We start from the raw sequence: 19555 nt of genomic DNA, 5'->3' as shown, positions 1-19555 counted from the left end.
CCCCCTATATTCTGTCTATTCTATTTTATAGTATTTTTATGTTTATAAAAAGAGATTTCTGGGAATACTACTAAAAAGAGCCAATCTTCATAGAAAGAAGACTGGCTCATGAAAGTTATATTTTATTTTGCTTCAATAGCACTATATAGTGCTGCAGAAAACTCAGCTCTAGATGAGTTCGCATTAACAAGGAATTTAGAAGTTTGGAAAACCGTTGTTTGGTCAATTGCTTTCAAAGCGACGATCGAGTCATATGCCCAATACGATGCTGCAACATCGTTATAATAAGAAGCCGTATGTGCTTGATTGTCTGCTGCGGAAGTAATTTTGAATGCACGTTCTAATATTACTGCTAGTTGAGCTTTAGATAGCAAATCATTTACTCCGAACTTACCATTTGAGTAACCTGCTAATATTCCAGCTTCGTTCATTGCTGTAATATCTTTCGCAAATGAATGTGTTGTACCCACATCAGAGAATTTTGATGTGCTTTTTGGCGTTAACTTTAATTCACGGTTAATCATTGCTGCAGCTTGTCCTCGCGTGATTGATGCTGTTGGACGAAATTCTTGATTAGGGAATCCACTAACGATTCCATCAATGTTTAAAGCTTTAATCGCAACGTACGCAGGATGTGATGTTGTTACATCACTAAAGTTACCATCTGTAACTGGAGGAGCTACTGGAGTTGCATTTACCACTGTGCTAGTTTTTAAAATTCGTTTTGCGCCAATATAATATTTACCCCAATAATATTTATCATTAATGTTACTAATCGCAATTCCTTCGGATTCTGCAGAAATGAATTTTCCACTACCAATATAAATACCTACGTGAGTTGGACCTTTTCCTAAATTGTTATAGAAAACAAGATCGCCTTCTTGTAGATTACTTTGACTCACTGAAGTTCCAACTCCAAATTGTGAAGCTGAAGTTCTTGGTAGAGATATTCCAGCTTTCTTGTATACATAAGATGTAAATCCAGAACAGTCAAAACCTGAAGGTGTTGTTCCACCGTAAACATATCGAGTTCCTAATAATGATTTTGCATAACTTACTATTTCGTTCCCTGATGCGGCACTGGCTTTCGTCGACATAAACGGTAGAGCGAATGACAATATTAAAACTGCCACAAGTACTTGAATAATTCGTTTCTTCATTAGTATTTAGTCACCTCATATAGTTTTTGAAAATCTATGTTGTAATCTTTATCATAGTTTTAACAACCTGAGTAAAATATTATCAGAAAAAACATGATAATTACGTTACGGTTACATTACAATCATGTAACAAAAATCAGATTATTCTAACTATATAATAATGTTGATTTAATGGGTTTTCTGGTAATAATTTATCAAAATAACGGTTAATAAAATACCTTGACATTTGGAAACTGAAATTTATTCTTTGCAAATATTACAGAAATCGATTTTATTGTAATATTAAACGACAAAAAATCTCTTAGTAAAATTCCTAAGAGATTTTTTTTAGTATTTATTTAAATAGATCGCTTCGCTCTGCTCTTGCTATGAAAACACTATAAGTAGCTCTAGTCATGGAGGTATCCGGTTTGAATTGTGTTTCTGTATAACCTTTCGTAATGCCGGCTTGCTCTAATGCTTGTATCGCTTCATAGCTTACCATACCATTACTAACATCTGTGTATTTCAACTCTATGGTCGAATTCACTTTAAATTCATATGCATTTTGAAGTAAAATCGCCATTTCTGCACGAGTAACAGATTGATTAGGTCTAAATGTTTTATCAGGAAATCCAGAAATTAATCCTTCCTCTAATGCAGACTGAATATAACCTGAAGCAAAACTTCCTGCACTTACATCACTAAAACTAGTTTTCTTTTGCTCCCCATTCAAGCCATATACCCTTCCTAAAAGTGCAACTGCTTCTGCACGAGAAATTAGTTTGTCTGGTTTAAAAGTTCCATCTAAATGTCCAAAAATGAGCTTATTATGCGAAAGATAAGAAACGTGTGGAGCGTACCATTTTAAAGCTCCAATGTCTGGGTAGTATGGTTTTACAACATTCATCTGTAACGTATCTTTCTGTTGAATATTGTTTTTGTCTAAGTAAGAAATTGTGAAAGAATATTCTCCTTTTAACCTGTAGATCTCCCACTGATTAACCTTGCTTGTGTGTATTACTTCATTGTTACTTGTAAGTTGAGAATTTGTTACATCCTCGCTATTTTGTAACGTAATTATTATCTTTCCATCTTGTTCTTCTACTATAGGGTAGGGAATTTCAGTAATTTCTTGTTTATATTTGATTAAACCATAGCCAAACGATTGGTCTCTGCCTGTTGTTCCTAAATCTTCAGCAGTATTTGAAATTAACTCTCTTAATCTCTTGTTCGTAAAGTGCGGAAAGCGCTCTTTATACAAGGCTAACACGCCTGTGACATGTGGAGCTGCCATCGAAGTACCAGAAAAAGTGGCATAGCCGTCTTTATTTCCATCAATATTATCTAAGTCAGATGGATATGTGCTTATGATTCCATCGCCCGGTGCAGAAAGTTCCACTTCGGGACCTATAGAAGAACCTTCTAATAATGCGTTAAATCCAGTAGTTGCAGAAACTGCAATAACATTCGGATATTTTGCTGGATATTGTACACTGTCTGATTGAATGTTGAGTCCTTCATTACCCGCAGATGCTACAACCGTAATACCTTCTGAATAGGCTTTTTCAAGAAGTAGTTTTAATGCTTGATCGTCTCCAGTTGTCGTTAAACTCATATTAATAATATCTACTTTTTGTTTAATCGCCCATTCGACACCAGCTGCAATATTCGTCGTTGTTCCTCCGCCAGTTCTTGTCATTACTTTTACAGCATATAATTCGACATTTGGTGCAACACCAATCAGTCCAAAATTATTTTTTTGAGCGGCAATAACACCTGCTACATGTGTACCATGCCCATTATCATCATCATAAGATGGACTAGTTGGACAATTCGTTTTGAGGGTACAAACTCCTCCAGCAACTTTGAGATCAGCATGCTGAGCATCAATCCCTGAATCAATTACTGCAACCTTTACACCTTTACCTGTATACGGGGTAGTATTTTTAGGTTCGGCATTTATCAGTGGAAATTGAAACGGCACAGTATCCACCGTTGCAGCTGTTTCATAAATTTGAACTTCGGAAATTGTAGAGTTTGGGTATTTTTCTTTTAAACTATTTTTCTCTGAATCGGTTAATTGTATTTCAATCATTGGAACAACATCAAAAGATTTTGTAAAGGTCGGAAATTCGTTCATTATTTCATGAATATTGCTTTGTGAATCATATACTAAATAATTTTGTTTTGTTTCAGCGTTGCTATGTATGGGTATTAATAAACTAATACTTAAAACTATGCTTATGATGATTTTTTTCAAAATCTATTCCCCACTCTCTTAATCTTAAGCAAATCATACAACAATTCTCAGATTATTTAAAGAAATGCTTGGTATTTTAATATATACCCATTGATATAAGAAAAGAAACTCTGGGTAGTATACTTAATACCCAGAGTTTCGATAATTAATGTAATTTTTTACTTGGTGTGCCATTTGCTACATTGTATAGAGCAAGTACGTCTTGACGTCCTTTATAATGGTAATAGTAATCTAGAGTTGCAAGGAATAGGGCCTTACCCATTCTTTCTCTCTCTACTTCAGATTTAATGTATTGAATATCTTTTGAACTATCAATAAAGCCCATTTCAATTAATGTTGCTGGCATTGTATTTTCACGTAGAACATGTAGATTCCCGTATCCGAATGGATTAATACCACGATTTGTTAATTTCCAAGTTTCTAACATTCTATTTTGCATATAGATTGAAAGAGCTCGTGACTCTTTTACATATGGATTTGTTGCTGCAGTTTTTGCATAGTAAAAAGTTTCTGTTCCATTCGCAGAGTTATTATAAGCGTTTGTATGCAAACTTACAAAAACATCTCCTTGATTCTTTGCAGCGAAATCTGTTCGGAAATCAAGAGAGACAAAATAATCCTCAGTTCTAGTCATTTTAGTTTGGATTGGAGTTTTAGCAAAATACCTGTTCATATGTCTAGCAATATTTAATACTACATTTTTCTCCATAAATCCATTCCCTACTCCACCAGGATCTGTTCCACCATGACCAGGATCGATAATCACCACAAGCTCACTTAAACTTTTTGTTGGTGGTGTAACTACGGGTGGCGTTACAACCGGTGGAGGTGTTGTTGTAGAAGGTTGTTCTAATTGTAAAAATCCGCTATGTAAAAAGCCGATTTGTCCATTTACGCGAACATATGACCAGTCTCCAATTGAATATGCGAATTCAACTTTTTGTCCTTTATTGAATTTTCCAATTGATAAGAAACTAGTATTTGGTCCTGATCTAAAATTTAAGTTGTCTTCATTCACATACATATCTCGACTGAAATCTTCAGTTTGTGCTGTACGATAAGAATCATTAATTCCTCGAGTTAAGAAAACTGCAAAATCTGCACGTTTTAAAGTATGACTTTCACCAAAAGTACCGTCTGCAATTCCTTCTGAAATACCTTTATTCATTAAAGCTGATGTAGCTAAGTTAACTGAACTAGCTCCATAATTAAAAGCTCTACTTATTAAAATTGCCATTTGACCACGCGTCAGAGTTTCGTTCGGGTAAAATTTCCCGTCATTAAAACCTGATATAATTCCTTTTTCGACCATTTGTTGAATGTATCCAGAAGCAAAGTTATTGGCTGATACGTCAGGGAATTGAGTGTCTCTCTTTTCACCATTTAACCCTAAAGATCTACCAAGTAATGTTGCTGCTTCTGCTCTAGTGACGAGTCGATCTGGTGCAAATTTTGTAGTTGTTACACCACTTACAATACCACCTTGTACAAGATAATATATTTCAGCCTGGGCACGGTGCGTCGTTCCGACATCAGTAAAGTTTGTGTTTGCACTCGATTCTTTTGCTGGCAATATCCCCAATACCAACAACGTCATACAGAACACAGCTATCATTTTTTTCAAACCAACTTCCTCCAATTCTTCTAATCTATCGACAGTTTACATGAAATAGATGGAAAATTCTATATTGCTATGGGGCTATATTTTGTAATATTTTGTGGGTATGTCAAGTAATATGCTTAAATCATATAGGAAATATTATGCATTTAATAAACTTGTCATATTTTTGCCTTTTTATTTCGTTCAAATAATTTATTTATTAAATTGTCGTAAACAAGAAAAATCGCGAAGGAAAATATCCCTTCGCGATTTTCTTATTTATTTTTATTCAGCTGCCGGAGTAGCTATATCTACAATACGACCTTCAACTTCTGAATTCACGTCTTCTAAAGTTAAAATATAGTCAATAAATGATTCATAATCAACGATTCCTGGCTCAGATCCACGTCCGTCATTATAAGCATTTTCAAACACTTCGTAACCGTCTCCGCCTTTCATAGTAAAGGCATTAGTTGCAACGGAGTAATTTTTCGCTTCATCAAGAGCAACGTACTCTTCACCCTCTAAAACTTCTACTTTCGTTACGCGTTCACCAGCAGGTTTCGACGAATCATATTCGAACTTCATACCAGAAACTTGTAAGAATGCACCACTTGCTTCTGGTGCTTCAGCAACTGAATGCTCTAACGCTTCAAGGATTTCAGCTCCTGTTAAATCCATAATTGCTAGCGCATTACCAAAAGGCATTACTGTTAAAACATCACCGTACGTAATTTCTCCCGCTTCGATTGATGTACGAATACCACCAGAATTTTGAAGTGCGATTACTGTTTCAGGCTTGTATTCTTTTGCTTTAGCTAACATACCATCTGTAATTAAGTTACCTAAATTTGTTTCTTTCGTACGTACATTTGCACGTTCACCATCTAAATCGACGTCATTTGATGCACCAGTTGCTGTTTCCTTTAATTCGTCGACGTCTGGTTTGTATTTATTTACAATTTCAGTAGCACCAGCGTCTGGTTCAATAGTAGATTTCTCCGGATATCCTTCTGGATCTGTGTTAATTAAACCACCACCATACATTGTTACTTCTCCCCATGCATTGAAAGTAACATCTAGAACTCCTAGAGCTTTGCCGTATTCATAGGCTTGAACAATAACTGTAGGTGCATCAAATTCTTCTGATAAGTATGGCTCAGGAACTGAAAGATGTGTATGCCCACCTACGATCACGTCAATACCTTCAACATATTTTGCTAAAAGTTTATCGTTATCATATTTTGCAGCGTCTTCGAATCCAATATGGGAAAGTGCAACAACTTTATCTATCCCCATATCTTCAAATGTTTTAACTGCTTTCTTAGCTGCATCGATATAATTCGAAAATTCTACTGATCCAACACTTGAAATATCAGGCGTTTCTTCAGTTGTTAAACCAAATACCCCAACTTCGTGCCCATTTACATCAAGAACAACACCGTTGTAAATATGTCCATCTTCGTAATTAGAAGCATACGTATTTGATTGTAATCCATCAAACAAAGAATCCGCTGAAAAATCTACATTGGCAGCTACCATTGGGAATGAAGCATTTTTAACGAAATCTGCAAGGGCTTTATGTCCTTCATCAGTAGCACCTAGATCAAATTCATGGTTACCGAATGTCATCGCATCGTAGCCTAGGTACTCCATCATTTCTAATGTAGCTTGTCCTTCAAATAAATTGAAGTAAAGATCTCCAGAGAATACATCCCCAGCGTCTAATAAAATGCTGTTTTCACTTTGAGCTCTTACTTCTTTTACCGCAGTCGCATAATAAGGTGCTTTTTCTAAATACGAGTGCGTATCATTCGTATGCATGATTGTTAAGTCGGTATAACCAAAGTATTCTTTAGCTCGGTCAAGGAATAAAGCTAATTCACCACGTTTCAAGAAATCTTCAGAACCAAATTTCTTATCTGTTTTACCAAATGCAATTCCAGCTTTAACGAGAGCATCTACATATGGAGCAAAACGTTCATTAACATCAGTATATTGAGTCTTTGTAACATTCATGTTGACATCTAACCCTGCTGCATTAGCAATTAATAATGCAGATTGATTTCTTGTAAGAGATTGGTTTGAACCGAAAGTGTCAGCATCCAATCCGTTAATCATATTTAATTCGTACAATGCATTTACAGCCCATTGCGCTCGCTCTGGAACATCCGTGAAACCAGCATCTTCATATGTACCTGCTGGATCTAAATTTAAAGCTTTTGCAACAAAAACTGCGGCATCCACACGTTTTATTTCTGTAGCTGTTCCAAAAGTAGTTTCTGTTAGGCCACTTGTAATACCATGTCCTACTAGAAAGTCAACCGCATCCACGTATTTATCAGATACGTCATTAAATTTTGCAACCTCATCAGCAGATGCTGCGGGTACCAATGCTGTAGCAACTGCTGCAGCTGTAACTGTAGAAGCTAAGAACTTTTTGTTTTTCAACATGAACTTTCCTCCTTGTAGTGAGATCCTTAAGAATCTCTAACATCTATTACTTTAGCAAAAAATACTAGATTCGCAAAGTGAGTTTACACAATCTTTAGAAACTTTTTGAAAACGCTAACATTATAGGGCACTAAGTAAAGAAAAAGTCACGTTTGTTTGTACAAACCTGACTTTTTATATGAATGAACATATTTTAAAACAAAGATTGTTAATAAGGCGAAAATTGCACCATATGCATCGAGTAATACATCTTGAACTGTTGGTGTTCTTCCACCCGTCAATGATTGATGAAATTCATCAATTACGGCGATTAATATTGTTAATAAAAAAGAAAGAAAATATTTCTGCGTCATGATATAAGCTGAAATTGCTAATGCGCCAAATGTAAAGACATGTGCACCTTTTCTAATTAAAAATTCAATGAATAGATAATATCCTCTCTCGTCTATTGAGACAATGCCTCCCCAATAAGGAATTTGAAACATAGATAAGATGTGAATAAAAGGTTTGTTTGGTAACCAATGTTCGAGTGTCGGAATGAGAGACTGTTCTTCATATGTTTGTCCTGACGAATAGAATAGAGCAGAGACGATTAATATAAATAAAATGTATTTTTTCATAGTTTCTATTCTAACATGGGGAGCAAAGATCATAAACAAAGGTGACACTCTAAAGAAAGCTTTAGTAGCTTAACTCTTACCAAGTTATGTAACCTGTGTCTGCTGGCATAACAGACTTAATAAATTCTATTTCTCGATCTGTCAAATTATCCGCTGTATTCTCAGTCGACCAATGTCCCATATTTACTATGGATTTATTATTATAACTTAAAAAAACTGAAAACCATTTTAATTCTCCATGTTGAGTAAGATTATCGTAAAGAAGATGTTGGATTATTGCTGGTGTCAACTTGGCTTTAAAATAAGTAAGTTTATACTTATGAGAAATAACAAATTCATTTGTGATGGCCTTTGTTTCTTCAATCGTTTTAGTTTCTTCAGTCCAGCAATGTATTTCAACCGTATCGGATTTTTCAATAAAATATTTCATGAGGGGAACCCAGTAATCATAATGTTCCGGTATCGGGATTCCATAAGGTGAACCTTCAGCCGCTGAATATGAACTAATTTCAAAATGTAAATTTTCCAATTTAATTCCTCTTTTTTTCACAAGAAGCCAGCTACACAACATTATGTGGCTGGCTTCTTGCATTTATTTAGTTGAAAACATATGAACCCAGTATATGCGACCATTTTCATCTTTAGCAATTCCTACTCCAATATTTGTGTAAGAGTGACTTAAGATATTGGATTTATGACCTGGTGAATTCATCCATGCTTTAACTACTTCTTCGGGAGTTTCTTGACCATAGGCAATGTTCTCACCAAATCGGCTATACGTATATCCAAAATGCTCTGCCATATCCCATGGGTCTCCGTAGGTAGGAGATTTGTGGTCGAAATAATCATTCTTATTCATATCTTCAGCTTTAATTGCCGCAATCTTCGATAATTGCGCATCAATTACTAAAGTTGAACGTCCTTCCTTAGCTCTTTCTAAATTTACTAATCTTGCTGTTTGTTTTGCCACTTCATTTACTAAAGGAAGTGTAGTATCTATATAGGTTTTATTCGCAGTATCATATTTGATGACACCGTTATTGCGATTTCCGTTAAATTGCATTGCACGATCAAGAAATGCTGCCATTTGAGCACGTGTAACAGATGTCTTTGGTGCGAATTGTAATGGTGAATATCCGACTGATATTCCTACTTCTGCAATTGTTGTAACATAAGAATGTAAGGTCATTGTCGTTGAAACATCTTGAAACTTCACTTGATGATTATCATCTACAATGATTTGATACGCCGTTACTAGAACTTTTGCCATTTGGTCTCTTGACAATGGTGAGCTAGGATTAAATTTCGTAGCATTCGAGAATATTCCTTTCTCCGTAAGAGCTACTATTTCTTTGTATCCTCCAGTTGTAGGATTGATATCTTGATAACTTGGTTTAAAAGATGTTTCTAAAGGGATTCTTAAAGCTTTCGCTATTAATATAGCAGCTTGAGCACGCGTGATTCGATCATCAGGACCAAATCTTCCATTGTTATATCCATTAATAATATTTGAATTAGATAGTTTAGTAATTGATTGGTAAGCCCAGTGACTTGTTGGGACGTCAGTAAAACCGGCTGCACTCGTTTGAGTAGGTAGTAACATATGCAAACATAGCAATGCCAAAACTATCCATTTTAGCTTTTTCAAGGTTCCACTTCCTTTCTACGTTTCTCATATAATAGCAAATAGTGGATAGATTGGAATGAGGATTTTGTTGTGGGGAGATTTTCCTGTATGTGTTGTTGTGGGATTAGCGGGTTGGAGTATTCTAGATTTCACGGGTGTTGTATTTGTGTGGTGATCTCACATTCTACATTTCGCGGGTGGTATTCGAGGATTTGAAGGTGTGATTCTATATCTCGTTGGAGCTATTCAAGGATTCGACTGGCCTATTCTAGATTTGGAGAGGGCTATTCTAGTATTCACGTTTTACACACAATTCTTTATTGGAAAAAAATTCTTTTGTTCTCTTGTAAGTTATCAGATTATTTGATAGATTTTTGAAAAGGAGATGATTTTTATATTTTATACGCGGTACAAGCCTGTCAATATTGATGCGCTGAGTCGGTTGAAAAAGCGATTACCTGAGCGACATCCAATGTATGAGAAAGTTAGCATGGATCTTTACAATTATACGGCTGGATTTGGTGGCGAAGAACGAGTTGATCAAGTGTTGCGACGAGTTGCTTTTGCAGAACCTTACGCTATTTTACCAAATCTATATTTACATGACCCTATCATTTCAAGCTCACAGATTGATGTCTTAATTGGAACCAGCAAATATTTCTTGATTTTAGAAGTGAAGAATTGGACAGGCTCACTGGATTTTAAGGACTCCCCTCGACAAGTGATTCAAACTACCTCAACTTATACAAAATCACATGATTGTTCTTGCGTTCAAGCTGAAACGATTCGAGATCGATTGGTTCGCTGGCTTAAGAGAAATGAGATTGAGATTCCAGTTTTTTATGCAGTAATTTTTCCTTACGCATCCACCATTATTAACAAATCAACTTTTATAACTAATGTTCATGTTGCTAGTGAGCTACCGATTTTATTGAAGGCATACGAAAACCTCTCTTCGTTAATAGCTGAAGATTTATTTCATTCAACCATAACCTCTTTATGGTCAGAAAACACCCCCTTTACGCTCAATCCCTTATGCACGAAATACTCTATACTCCCTAGTGATTTAAAGAGAGGCTTATTTTGCTCTAGTTGCGACTTTCATTTACTTAAAAAATCTAGTCGCAGTTATTATTGCCCGAGTTGCATGACCATGCCGAGTAATCCGTTTGCAGATGCAATGACGGATTGGTTCTTTCTGGTCGGTCCAAGCATTTCGAATCGGGAATTAAAAGCATTTACTAATACAACAACTTCGCATACTGTTGGGTATTTTATGAAATCGTCTGGATATAAAAAGAAAGGCAAAACTAGGGATAATTTATATTTCAATGAGTTAGTATATAAATAAAAAAGCAGCCAATTACAATGAAATCACATTGTAATTGGTTGCTTAAAATATGTGTCTTTTATTAACCTGACATAGCTAAAACAAAAAGCGACCATAACGAAACGAGTCCACCAACAATAATTGTTAACATCACATAAATAAAGAAATTTTTCTTTTGTAAAGTATCATTCCGTTTGAAAATGTATGCTAATACAGCTGTAAGTATATACAGCAACCAGCTACTCAAGGTTACGATAAATAAACTTCTAAAAGGAGATATACTACCTACCCTCTGCGACAATAAACCTCCGATATCTTGTGCATAAGCACCCAAGATCGTCGCTAGAATTAAACAAAAGAGTAAGATTATATTATTTTTAACGATCTAAATCACACCCTATTGAAATTTCCAACTTTACTTGAGATAAAGGAATTACTCATCTTTATCCTTTTTGCCATTATTAGATTTGTCTTCATTTTTGTTGCCTTTTTGTGAATCGGATTTTTCTTCTCGTTTTGATTTATTTTCTTTTTCTTTAGCTTCAGCAGCTTTCTTTAAAGCCTCTTGACGCTTAGCTTCAGCCTTAGCTTTTGCTTCATTTTGTCGTTTTTCTTCAGCTTTTGCTTTTGCTTGTTCTGCTTTTTGTGCGGCTTTTTCTTTCGCTTCAGCAGCTTTTAATTCAGCCTTCTTTGCAGCTTCTTGACGCTTAGCTTCAGCCTTTGCTTTAGCTTCTTCCGCTTTTTTAGCGGCATCAACTTTTTTAGTTTCTGCTTTAGTCGCAGTTGTTTTTTGTTCAACTGTTTTTGTAACGGCTGTTACAGCGGCAACAGTTGTTTCTACAGTAGATTCAGTGTCAGCTTCTGTCGTTTCTGTTGATTCTTCAGTAGCAGTTTCTGTATCTACCTCTTCTTCTGTTTCAGTTGGTTCCTCTGTTGGTTCTTCATTGACAACTTCTTCTTCCGTTGCAGGTTCTTCTAATGGTTCTTCTGGAGTTTCTTCAGTTTCTTCCGCTGCTTTTTTAGCTAATTTCGCTAATTTTTTCTCCACTTTTTTGTCTAGACGTTCAATCGCTTTTAGCACGTTTTTTGCTAATGCTTCTTTTGCTTTAGGATTTTCTACTTTTTCTAATGCCGCTTGTAGGGCTAATAGGTTTGATGAGAATTTTTCGATTAATGCAGCACGCGCTAAATCTTCTTCTGTTTCTTCAGTTGCAGGTTCTTCTTCTACGACTTCATCCGATTCAGGAGATTCTTCATCCACAGGTGTTTCATCGGTTTCTGCATTTTCTTCTTCGGTAGTTCCTTCTTCTTCAGTCGGGTTTTCTTCTTCAGTTGTATCCTCTTCTTCAGAAGGAGTTGGTTCTGTCGTACTATCTTCTGTTGCCTCATCTTCTGTTAATTCATTAAATTTAGCGATAGCTTCTTCTTGTTGATCAATCGCAAGTTGAAGAATTTCATTCGCCAACTCTTCTTCACCATTTTCAAATAAGGCAGTAGCCTCTAAAATACGTTCTTCAACAAACGCATTTAACAATTCCGCTTCTTTTTCATCACTGAATGTGAAAGCTAATTGTAAATTTTCTTGAATTGTTTTAAGGAAATAAAAGAAATCTCCTGGAACCAATGAAGGCTCTTCTGTTTCGATTACCTCTTCATTTTCGCTATCAACTACACTTTCGTCCGTATCTGCATAAGCCGGATTGACTCCTGCACTAACAACGAATCCTCCAAGTAACATGGCGCTTAGTAGTGATTTGTAACTTTTACCAGTAAAAATCGACATAAAAAAACTCCCCTTTTCTAATTGTGATAGAAAAACAAGGAAGAAATGTGAATTAAACTTATTCAAGTTTATACTCATCATTCTTCAGCGGTTCAGCCACCATTACCATTTCGGTATTAGGTCTGGAACTTTGCGTCTTCACCTTTCGATGAATTTGCCTTTTTCAAATGAGAACTAATTACTTTTACTAAGTTAGTTCTTATCTAGCAATATTATACAACTTTAGCTATCATATTGCACATGTGAATTGAACTAATAGTAGAATAGGTAAATAGTTTTGTTAATAGAATAAATAGAATCGATTTTGATGGATGAAAAAAACATGTCAATTGGCTGGCCAACTGACATGTAATCATCATTTAAAAATCGTTCTATACTTTCACCCTATTAACCAGTACTTCCTTAACCATACCTTCAACCAGTGCAGGTACTTCGACAAAGGCACTTTGAATATGCAATCGCTCTGTCCGTTTGTGAGCGTCTTTACCAAAAGGACCTACGTTCAAGATTGGCGCTTGTAGTTCAGCCATTCCATCAAACGGAATTGAATAGGAATCTCCCCATACTGGTGTATTTGCTTCAAACACTTGCCAGCCACCCGTTACGTCTTCGTAGTTTACATAGCTTAGGTCCGAGATTCCGTTGAAATAATGCATGCGTTCGACAGGTAGATTGAAGTCCATGTCACCTTTTTCTTTTACATACTTAACGCAGGCTTCAACTACCTCGTCTTCACTCGTGTTCACTGCTGGATAGTATGGTGGTGTGTACATTAACACGATCGCAGGAGCGAGTTCTTGGCATTGGATCATCAGCGTGTCAACAATCCGGAATGATTTTTCGCGATCGTCCCACTCTGTGTTTTCTCCGACTAACGCTTTGACGCTGTCGATATAATCCATGCCGAATTTCTTTTCTGCGTGGTCCATCAATTGTTCGTATCGCAACACTTGGATGTCACCAACTGGTTCAACCCCTTCACGTTCACAAATGCGTTGATAGTCTTTATTACAAGCATCCGCCGATTCTTTAGCTACTTGCTCGAATAAATCCATGATTTCCGCTGCGTTACGCTTCATTAAAAAGACATTGTAGAGTGCTTTTGCACGATATGGCGTTTGGGTCGAGTATTCCATTTTTAAGTCTTGTTGTTGCAATGAAACGGGTAGAGGTGTTTTTTCACCAAGAACCGTTTCTTGGAATAAAGAGTTAAACTCCATTCGCTGAGTTAAGTAGGATGCAATATAGTTCGCCGTGATGCCGCTTAATGGTTCACCGACGTGCGTTTGCATGCCATAAAAGAGAGCTGAAGGCATGATTTTCCCAATTGTCCCAGAGTAAATATAGAAATTTGGATCGCCAGGTTCTTGAGAGAAAACGGGTTCGCCGTTTAAAAACAATTTATATGTCAAATCATGCTCATTGCGTAAGTCGTTGAGTTTCAATACTGCCGCGCGCATACCAGAACTGTTTACTTCTTCATCCGGTACCGTCAATAAAATTAAATTGATTGGCCAGTTTTCTGAAGCTGCCTTTTCAATTAACCCCATGTGCATAACTAGTCCCATTTTCATATCCATCGTTCCACGACCGAATAAATAATCGCCAGACTCAAGGTCTACTCGTGCCTCGTCAGGTAGCTCGTCCTTAATATCAAGAAGTGCTTTTGTTAACATTTCCGGTTCAAAAGCAAGAGCTTCTAAGTCACCATACTCTTCTGTATTGACCGTGTCGAAATGGCTAATCAAGACGACGGTTTCTTTTGCTTCCGGGTGTTTATAAAGAGCGGTCAATAATTTACGTCCGTGATCCGCTTCCGTTAGTTCGATATTTCCTGGATTTTCTGCAAAATACGGCACACCATGTAATTTCGCTTGAACTTTAAGTGGGAATTCCCGCTCTCCATCCGAATGCGTCATACTTTTCCAACTTACAACTTCGCAAAGCAATGAGCGTAAGGCTTCCGGTGTCGACCATAATAATTCTGTCATTTCTAGGACTCCTTTTTGGGTGCCAGGTACGCAAACAAATGTGTTTGTTTAAACATTCATGAATGTTTGTGTACCTGGTACCGATCTATTGATTTTACTGATTATCCAGATTCTTTATGAAAGCTTCGAGTCGATTCATGCCTTCTACTAAGACTGGCATCGAGTAGGCGTAAGAAATACGCATATAACCTTCTCCGTATTTGCTGAAGGCACTTCCAGGTACGCAAGCTAGACCGCCTTCTTTTAATAGTTTCGTCGCAAAGTCAAATGAACTCATGCCGAATTTTTTAATAGAAGGAAACATGTAAAAGGCTCCATTAGGTTTTACGACTTCAATGCCCATGTCGATTAATCGACCGTACAAATAATCGCGTCGTTCGATATATTCTTTATTCATAGCAGCTGGAACGTCGCGCCCGTTTGTCAACGCTTCAATTGCCCCGTATTGACTTGGCAAAGGTGCACAAACCGTGTTGTATTGGTGAATTTTAATGACGTGCTGCATAAATTCTTTCGGTCCGAGTAAGAAACCGATGCGCCATCCAGTCATGGAATGGGATTTAGACAAACCGTGTATTAAAAATAGTCGATCGCGTAGTTCGCTATAAGATGCAAACGAACGATGTTCGCCATTAAATGTGTTTTCACTATATATTTCATCAGTTAAGATAAAGATTTCATGTTGTTTCAATACGTCTACCAAAGCATCCATTTGCGCCGGTTCAATCATGACACCCGTTGGATTTGATGGGAAATTGAAAAGTACCGCTTTCGTTTTTTCATTAATTAATGAAGCTAACCTCTCGGCAGAAGGCTGAAAATCTGTGTCAGAAGTGTCGAGATAGACCACTTTTGCGCCAAGCAATGTAATAATCGGCTCGTACCCTGTATACATAGGTGCCGGCAAAATCACTTCGTCGCCTTCTTCTAAAATAGCTCGAAAGGTCGCGTCTATCGCTTCACTCGCACCGATCGTGATTATGATTTCGTTTTCCGCATTGTAATGAAAGTTATATTTATCGTAAAAAAATTGACTGACGGCATTTCGTAAATCAATCAGTCCCGCATTATGCGAGTAGCCTGTCATGTCATTTGCAATGGCAGCCATTCCTGCAGCCTTGACACTTTCGGGTGTTGGGAAATCGGGTTGACCAATCGTTAAATTGACAGCATCCGGGTAATGCACAAGTTGGTTGGAAAATTGACGAATCCCCGACACGGAGATCTGTTTCACACGCTCATTAATCGTAATCGGCATCTGGCTTCAGCCCTTCTCATAAAATGAAGAAATCTTTTGACTCTATGTTAACATTTCCGCACTGTTTGTATAGTGTTGTCTTTGATTTGAAATAAAGAGTTTTGCTAAGGGGAATTTGATATATGGAGATCATTTAATTGAAACTTTTATTAAAGATATCCGTATACTAAGTATGAGAGATTTAAGGAGGAATTAATGATGTTAAGAAACCCTGGTATTGCAGCTGTCTTAAGCTTTTTCTGGACAGGTGTTGGGCAAATATATAATGGTGAAATCGTGAAAGGGATAATTTTAATCCTTGTTCAAATGGTTAATGCAGCCTTGATGTTCGTATTAATCGGATTCATCACTTACCCTATCGTATGGATTTGGGGCATGTATGATGCATACAAGGTCGCCGAACGCATGAATCGATAGATTGTAGATTAGCCACTTCCTTTTGGGAGTGGTTTTTTTATGGGGTGATTGGGAGTGTATTCTCCATTTCGCGGGGTGTATTCAAGGATTCACACGGTGGATTCTAGGATTGGACAGGGGCATTCAAGGATTCGGCGGCTCTATTCGAGGATTCGACCCACCTAATCTAAAATTCACTTTTCACACACAATTTGACGTGCAGAAATGGTGCCAGTTGGATCTCCAACTGGCACATATTCTGCTTATGATCTTGATGTACTGTATTCTCAATTTCGCGGGGTATATTCAAGGATTCACACGGTGAATTCTAGGATTGGACAGGGGCATTCAAGAATTCTTCCGCTCTATTCGAGGATTATACCCACTCATTCTAAAATTCACGTTTCACACACAATTGGACGTGTTGAAATGGTGCCAGTTGGATCTCCAACTGGCACGTATAATGCTTGTGATTTTGATGGAGTATATTCTTCATTTCGCGGGGTGTATTCATGGATTCACACGGTTAATGGTTCTTCTATCTCATTAAGGTTTGTGATGCTTAGGTGGTGAATTTTGTCCGTGGACATTTTAATGTCCACTCCTTTTTAGTCAGTATCCAATATAAAACTCCACCTACTATATAAGCTATTACGTCTAGGGGGTCTGATACGCTTTTGCTTAAGTATAGGGGTGTTATGTATTCCCAAAATAGTCCTGATGATAGGGTTATTAAAGCTACCGTACTTAGTCTTGTTACTATTAATTTAGGTTGGTTATTTATAATGCTAAGTGCGTTTATGTAGCATAGTAGTAATACCCCTGCTAAGACATCGTTAAGGTGATTTTTTATTAATATATTATCTGTGTGGGTTTGTAGGTACAGTTTATTGAAGGTGTACATAATTAAAACCGCTATGCCTAATGTTGTACTCATTAGTAGTAATGGTTTTTTCTGTTTGTCTATTTTTAGCACAACGATATTAGTATAATCGCTACTATGATTGCACCGACTACGCCCCAAAATGTTAAACCTACTTGGTTTGCAGGTCCTGCTACCGTTATTTTCTTTGCACGTATTGGGTAACCACACTGTGGGCATGATTCTGCTTCTGTTGATACGTTATTATTACATTCTGGACATTTTTGTAACGCCATTTGGATTTCCTCCTTAGTTTTCTAAGTAAACAACTTGTACGGTCTATGCTTGAGAATCCTTTTTCGCACCAAAACTCTTCGGAGTATTCGATATTTTGGAGCTTGATAGGTAAATTGTAAAAGGTTAAAGGTTTTATGTAACTTAGTGCCCTTATGTTTTAAGTGTTTGGTTACATCCATCATGTCTATGAAACATTGTTTGTACTTCTTAGGGTTTTACATGCACAACATTATCAATGAATTGACTCATTTCACTCCGAACTTGAGTCGCCTTAAGGAAGTTTTCCACTATCATAAATTTCTTATCTACCAAAAATTTTCAAGAATTAGATATTACTTGAATTATTATAACATCTTCTTATCGCAAACTTTATAACACATTTATAGCTATACATATTTAATCATTAATTTTTGTTTCAAAGGACTAATTATTGCAAAAAAATAACCACTCTACAATAAGAGTGGTTACTGATTATATATTTCTTCATAGGCTATTTTTTGCAGCGCAAGCATCTCTTCTTCAGTCAGATTTTCTTGTAAGACTTGAAGAATTTCTTCCTTAGATGCTTCGCCTGATTGGGCTTTGGCTTGAAGATTTTTCAATTTAGACACACCTAGTTTGTTTACCAATACTCGAGTGGCTTCACCTTTAGTGGTGAATGGCAATGTGCTTGGATCAGCGGCTTTTGCTTCCTCCATCATTGCTAACAGTTCTGGGTCGCTTTCGATCATTGTTCTTACGTCATTCATTTGCCCACTGTCTTCTAAATTTGCTGTGTAGTCATCGACGATTTTTTCGGAAGCGGTATTCGTTCCAAATATATATAGCCCATAACCGAGGCCAGCTAAAATCATTAATGTAATGATTGTTCCGATTAGAAACTTCTTCATTTAGAAATCTTCCTTTCAGTTTCAATCCTGTTTATTCAAAAAAAGTTATTCTTCAGTACGTTCTTTCAACCGATTTCTGCGTTTTCTCCACATATCCTCTGCTGCTCCGGATCCAAAAATTACGCCTGCAACAATAAGGACTAAACCGAAGATATGTCGTGTCGTGATGTCTTCCCCTAAGAAGACGGACGATCCAACTAGTGTAAATAACGTGTTTAAGTTAATAAAGATGGCCGCTTTTGACGGACCTGCTTGACCGACAGAATAGTTATACAACATATGTCCAACTGCTGTTCCAATCATGCCGCTCCCAAAGAATGCGAGCCAGAACATAGGTGGCACATCGAAGAACTCGACGATTTCTCCTGGTTCTTGAACGAGACTTATTAAGAATAAAACAACTGATCCTACTAGGAACATATAGGCTGTTAACAAGCGTGGATCCAACGTTTTTGCAGCTTTACTGATGACTATAAAACTGAACACTTGCGTTAAAATCGCTAAAAACACGAAAATGTCGCCAAGCGAAAATCCGCCCGCTCCTTCTCCGCCAGCTAAAATGGTCGCACTCACTCCACCAAGACCTAGGACGAATCCGAGCCACTGAAGTTTCGAAGGATAGATACGTAGTAATAAAGAAACCAAAACCGCCGTTAATACTGGTCCAGTTCCTAAAATTAATCCAGCTGTCGATCCAGCCGTTTGTGTTAACCCAATCGACAAGAAGTAATGATGTCCTACCACATTCAGCATAGCTCCGAGCACAATGTATTTCCATTCTTGCGTTGTTGGTTTTCGAACAAGTTTGAATACGCCTAAAATCGCGAACACCGTTAAGCTTGCGACAAATATACGAAACGCGGTCATTGTGACCGGTTGAACTTCACCTACTAAGTATTTGACTGCGGGTAAGTTGAACCCCCATATGAACATGACAAAAACGAGTATGCCATAAATTTTCCACTGATTCATCCGGATTGCACCTCACCTATTCTTTCGGAAAACGAAAAACAATAGGAATATCTTAATCCTTTATCGGACTAAA

At 37.0% G+C, this 19555-nt stretch carries 16 protein-coding genes and 1 riboswitch; of the genes, 2 read left to right on the top strand and 14 right to left on the bottom strand.

The window, feature by feature from the left end:
• Positions 1-122 precede the first annotated feature (122 nt).
• From AC3EA5_RS11375 to AC3EA5_RS11345, 7 genes are all read right to left on the bottom strand, one after another.
• Entirely contained in the window at positions 123-1160 is a 1038-nt protein-coding gene (locus AC3EA5_RS11375; protein WP_488608448.1) for a C40 family peptidase, read from the bottom strand.
• A gap of 334 nt (positions 1161-1494) precedes the next feature.
• Entirely contained in the window at positions 1495-3402 is a 1908-nt protein-coding gene (locus tag AC3EA5_RS11370; protein ID WP_488608447.1) for a S8 family peptidase, read from the bottom strand.
• A gap of 145 nt (positions 3403-3547) precedes the next feature.
• Complete coding sequence (locus AC3EA5_RS11365; RefSeq protein ID WP_488608460.1) at positions 3548-5017, bottom strand: N-acetylmuramoyl-L-alanine amidase; 1470 nt, start codon at positions 5015-5017, stop codon at positions 3548-3550.
• Between the two features lie 270 nt (positions 5018-5287).
• Positions 5288-7456 (bottom strand): 5'-nucleotidase C-terminal domain-containing protein, encoded by a 2169-nt coding sequence (locus AC3EA5_RS11360; RefSeq protein ID WP_488608446.1) that lies wholly within the window; start codon positions 7454-7456, stop codon positions 5288-5290.
• 146 nt (positions 7457-7602) lie between these two features.
• Positions 7603-8076 (bottom strand): VanZ family protein, encoded by a 474-nt coding sequence (locus tag AC3EA5_RS11355; RefSeq protein WP_488608445.1) that lies wholly within the window; start codon positions 8074-8076, stop codon positions 7603-7605.
• 76 nt (positions 8077-8152) lie between these two features.
• Complete coding sequence (locus AC3EA5_RS11350; RefSeq protein WP_488608444.1) at positions 8153-8605, bottom strand: hypothetical protein; 453 nt, start codon at positions 8603-8605, stop codon at positions 8153-8155.
• Positions 8606-8668: 63 nt separating this feature from the next.
• The gene (locus AC3EA5_RS11345; RefSeq protein WP_488608443.1) at positions 8669-9724 is read right to left on the bottom strand and encodes an S-layer homology domain-containing protein; all 1056 of its coding nucleotides are present in this window, start codon (positions 9722-9724) and stop codon (positions 8669-8671) included.
• A gap of 469 nt (positions 9725-10193) precedes the next feature.
• On the opposite strand from AC3EA5_RS11345, the gene AC3EA5_RS11340 reads away from it, so the two are divergent.
• Positions 10194-11054, top strand: coding sequence for a nuclease-related domain-containing protein (locus tag AC3EA5_RS11340; RefSeq protein WP_488608442.1), 861 nt, complete (start codon positions 10194-10196; stop codon positions 11052-11054).
• Positions 11055-11115: 61 nt separating this feature from the next.
• Here AC3EA5_RS11340 and AC3EA5_RS11335 read toward each other — a convergent pair whose 3' ends face one another.
• The 4 genes from AC3EA5_RS11335 to AC3EA5_RS11320 form a co-directional block, all read right to left on the bottom strand.
• Complete coding sequence (locus tag AC3EA5_RS11335) at positions 11116-11334, bottom strand: hypothetical protein (RefSeq protein WP_488608441.1); 219 nt, start codon at positions 11332-11334, stop codon at positions 11116-11118.
• A gap of 132 nt (positions 11335-11466) precedes the next feature.
• Positions 11467-12816 (bottom strand): DUF5667 domain-containing protein, encoded by a 1350-nt coding sequence (locus AC3EA5_RS11330; protein ID WP_488608440.1) that lies wholly within the window; start codon positions 12814-12816, stop codon positions 11467-11469.
• Positions 12817-12899: 83 nt separating this feature from the next.
• Positions 12900-12985: riboswitch (cyclic di-GMP riboswitch) on the bottom strand.
• Between the two features lie 202 nt (positions 12986-13187).
• The gene (locus AC3EA5_RS11325; protein ID WP_488608439.1) at positions 13188-14807 is read right to left on the bottom strand and encodes a M20/M25/M40 family metallo-hydrolase; all 1620 of its coding nucleotides are present in this window, start codon (positions 14805-14807) and stop codon (positions 13188-13190) included.
• A 94-nt stretch (positions 14808-14901) separates the two neighbouring features.
• Positions 14902-16065 (bottom strand): aminotransferase class I/II-fold pyridoxal phosphate-dependent enzyme, encoded by a 1164-nt coding sequence (locus tag AC3EA5_RS11320; RefSeq protein WP_488608438.1) that lies wholly within the window; start codon positions 16063-16065, stop codon positions 14902-14904.
• A gap of 198 nt (positions 16066-16263) precedes the next feature.
• Between AC3EA5_RS11320 and AC3EA5_RS11315 the strand changes: the two genes are divergently transcribed.
• Positions 16264-16482 carry a hypothetical protein gene (locus AC3EA5_RS11315; RefSeq protein WP_394188580.1) on the top strand — a complete coding sequence of 73 codons (219 nt, stop codon included), beginning with the start codon at positions 16264-16266 and terminating at the stop codon, positions 16480-16482.
• Between the two features lie 948 nt (positions 16483-17430).
• Here the strand turns inward: AC3EA5_RS11315 and AC3EA5_RS11310 are convergent.
• The 3 genes from AC3EA5_RS11310 to AC3EA5_RS11300 all read right to left on the bottom strand — a co-directional run bounded on the left by AC3EA5_RS11310 (position 17431) and on the right by AC3EA5_RS11300 (position 19482).
• The gene (locus tag AC3EA5_RS11310) at positions 17431-17619 is read right to left on the bottom strand and encodes a zinc ribbon domain-containing protein (protein WP_488608437.1); all 189 of its coding nucleotides are present in this window, start codon (positions 17617-17619) and stop codon (positions 17431-17433) included.
• Positions 17620-18084: 465 nt separating this feature from the next.
• Positions 18085-18510, bottom strand: coding sequence for a hypothetical protein (locus AC3EA5_RS11305; protein ID WP_488608436.1), 426 nt, complete (start codon positions 18508-18510; stop codon positions 18085-18087).
• 45 nt (positions 18511-18555) lie between these two features.
• Positions 18556-19482, bottom strand: coding sequence for a DMT family transporter (locus AC3EA5_RS11300; RefSeq protein WP_488608435.1), 927 nt, complete (start codon positions 19480-19482; stop codon positions 18556-18558).
• Positions 19483-19555 lie beyond the last annotated feature (73 nt).

The organism is Paenisporosarcina sp., from assembly GCF_057785155.1.
The sequence above is the reverse complement of the archived record's forward strand: the minus strand, read 5'-3'. Positions and strand labels throughout refer to the sequence as shown.

Bases quoted from the DNA above. Each gene is read 5' to 3' on its own strand.
- AC3EA5_RS11310 (WP_488608437.1), bottom strand. From the start codon at position 17,619: ATGGCGTTACAAAAATGTCCAGAATGTAATAATAACGTATCAACAGAA.
- AC3EA5_RS11305 (WP_488608436.1), bottom strand. From the start codon at position 18,510: ATGAAGAAGTTTCTAATCGGAACAATCATTACATTAATGATTTTAGCT.
- AC3EA5_RS11365 (WP_488608460.1), bottom strand. From the start codon at position 5,017: ATGATAGCTGTGTTCTGTATGACGTTGTTGGTATTGGGGATATTGCCA.
- AC3EA5_RS11300 (WP_488608435.1), bottom strand. From the start codon at position 19,482: ATGAATCAGTGGAAAATTTATGGCATACTCGTTTTTGTCATGTTCATA.
- AC3EA5_RS11375 (WP_488608448.1), bottom strand. From the start codon at position 1,160: ATGAAGAAACGAATTATTCAAGTACTTGTGGCAGTTTTAATATTGTCA.
- AC3EA5_RS11325 (WP_488608439.1), bottom strand. From the start codon at position 14,807: ATGACAGAATTATTATGGTCGACACCGGAAGCCTTACGCTCATTGCTT.
- AC3EA5_RS11355 (WP_488608445.1), bottom strand. From the start codon at position 8,076: ATGAAAAAATACATTTTATTTATATTAATCGTCTCTGCTCTATTCTAT.
- AC3EA5_RS11330 (WP_488608440.1), bottom strand. From the start codon at position 12,816: ATGTCGATTTTTACTGGTAAAAGTTACAAATCACTACTAAGCGCCATG.
- AC3EA5_RS11315 (WP_394188580.1), top strand. From the start codon at position 16,264: ATGTTAAGAAACCCTGGTATTGCAGCTGTCTTAAGCTTTTTCTGGACA.
- AC3EA5_RS11340 (WP_488608442.1), top strand. From the start codon at position 10,194: ATGGATCTTTACAATTATACGGCTGGATTTGGTGGCGAAGAACGAGTT.
- AC3EA5_RS11320 (WP_488608438.1), bottom strand. From the start codon at position 16,065: ATGCCGATTACGATTAATGAGCGTGTGAAACAGATCTCCGTGTCGGGG.
- AC3EA5_RS11360 (WP_488608446.1), bottom strand. From the start codon at position 7,456: ATGTTGAAAAACAAAAAGTTCTTAGCTTCTACAGTTACAGCTGCAGCA.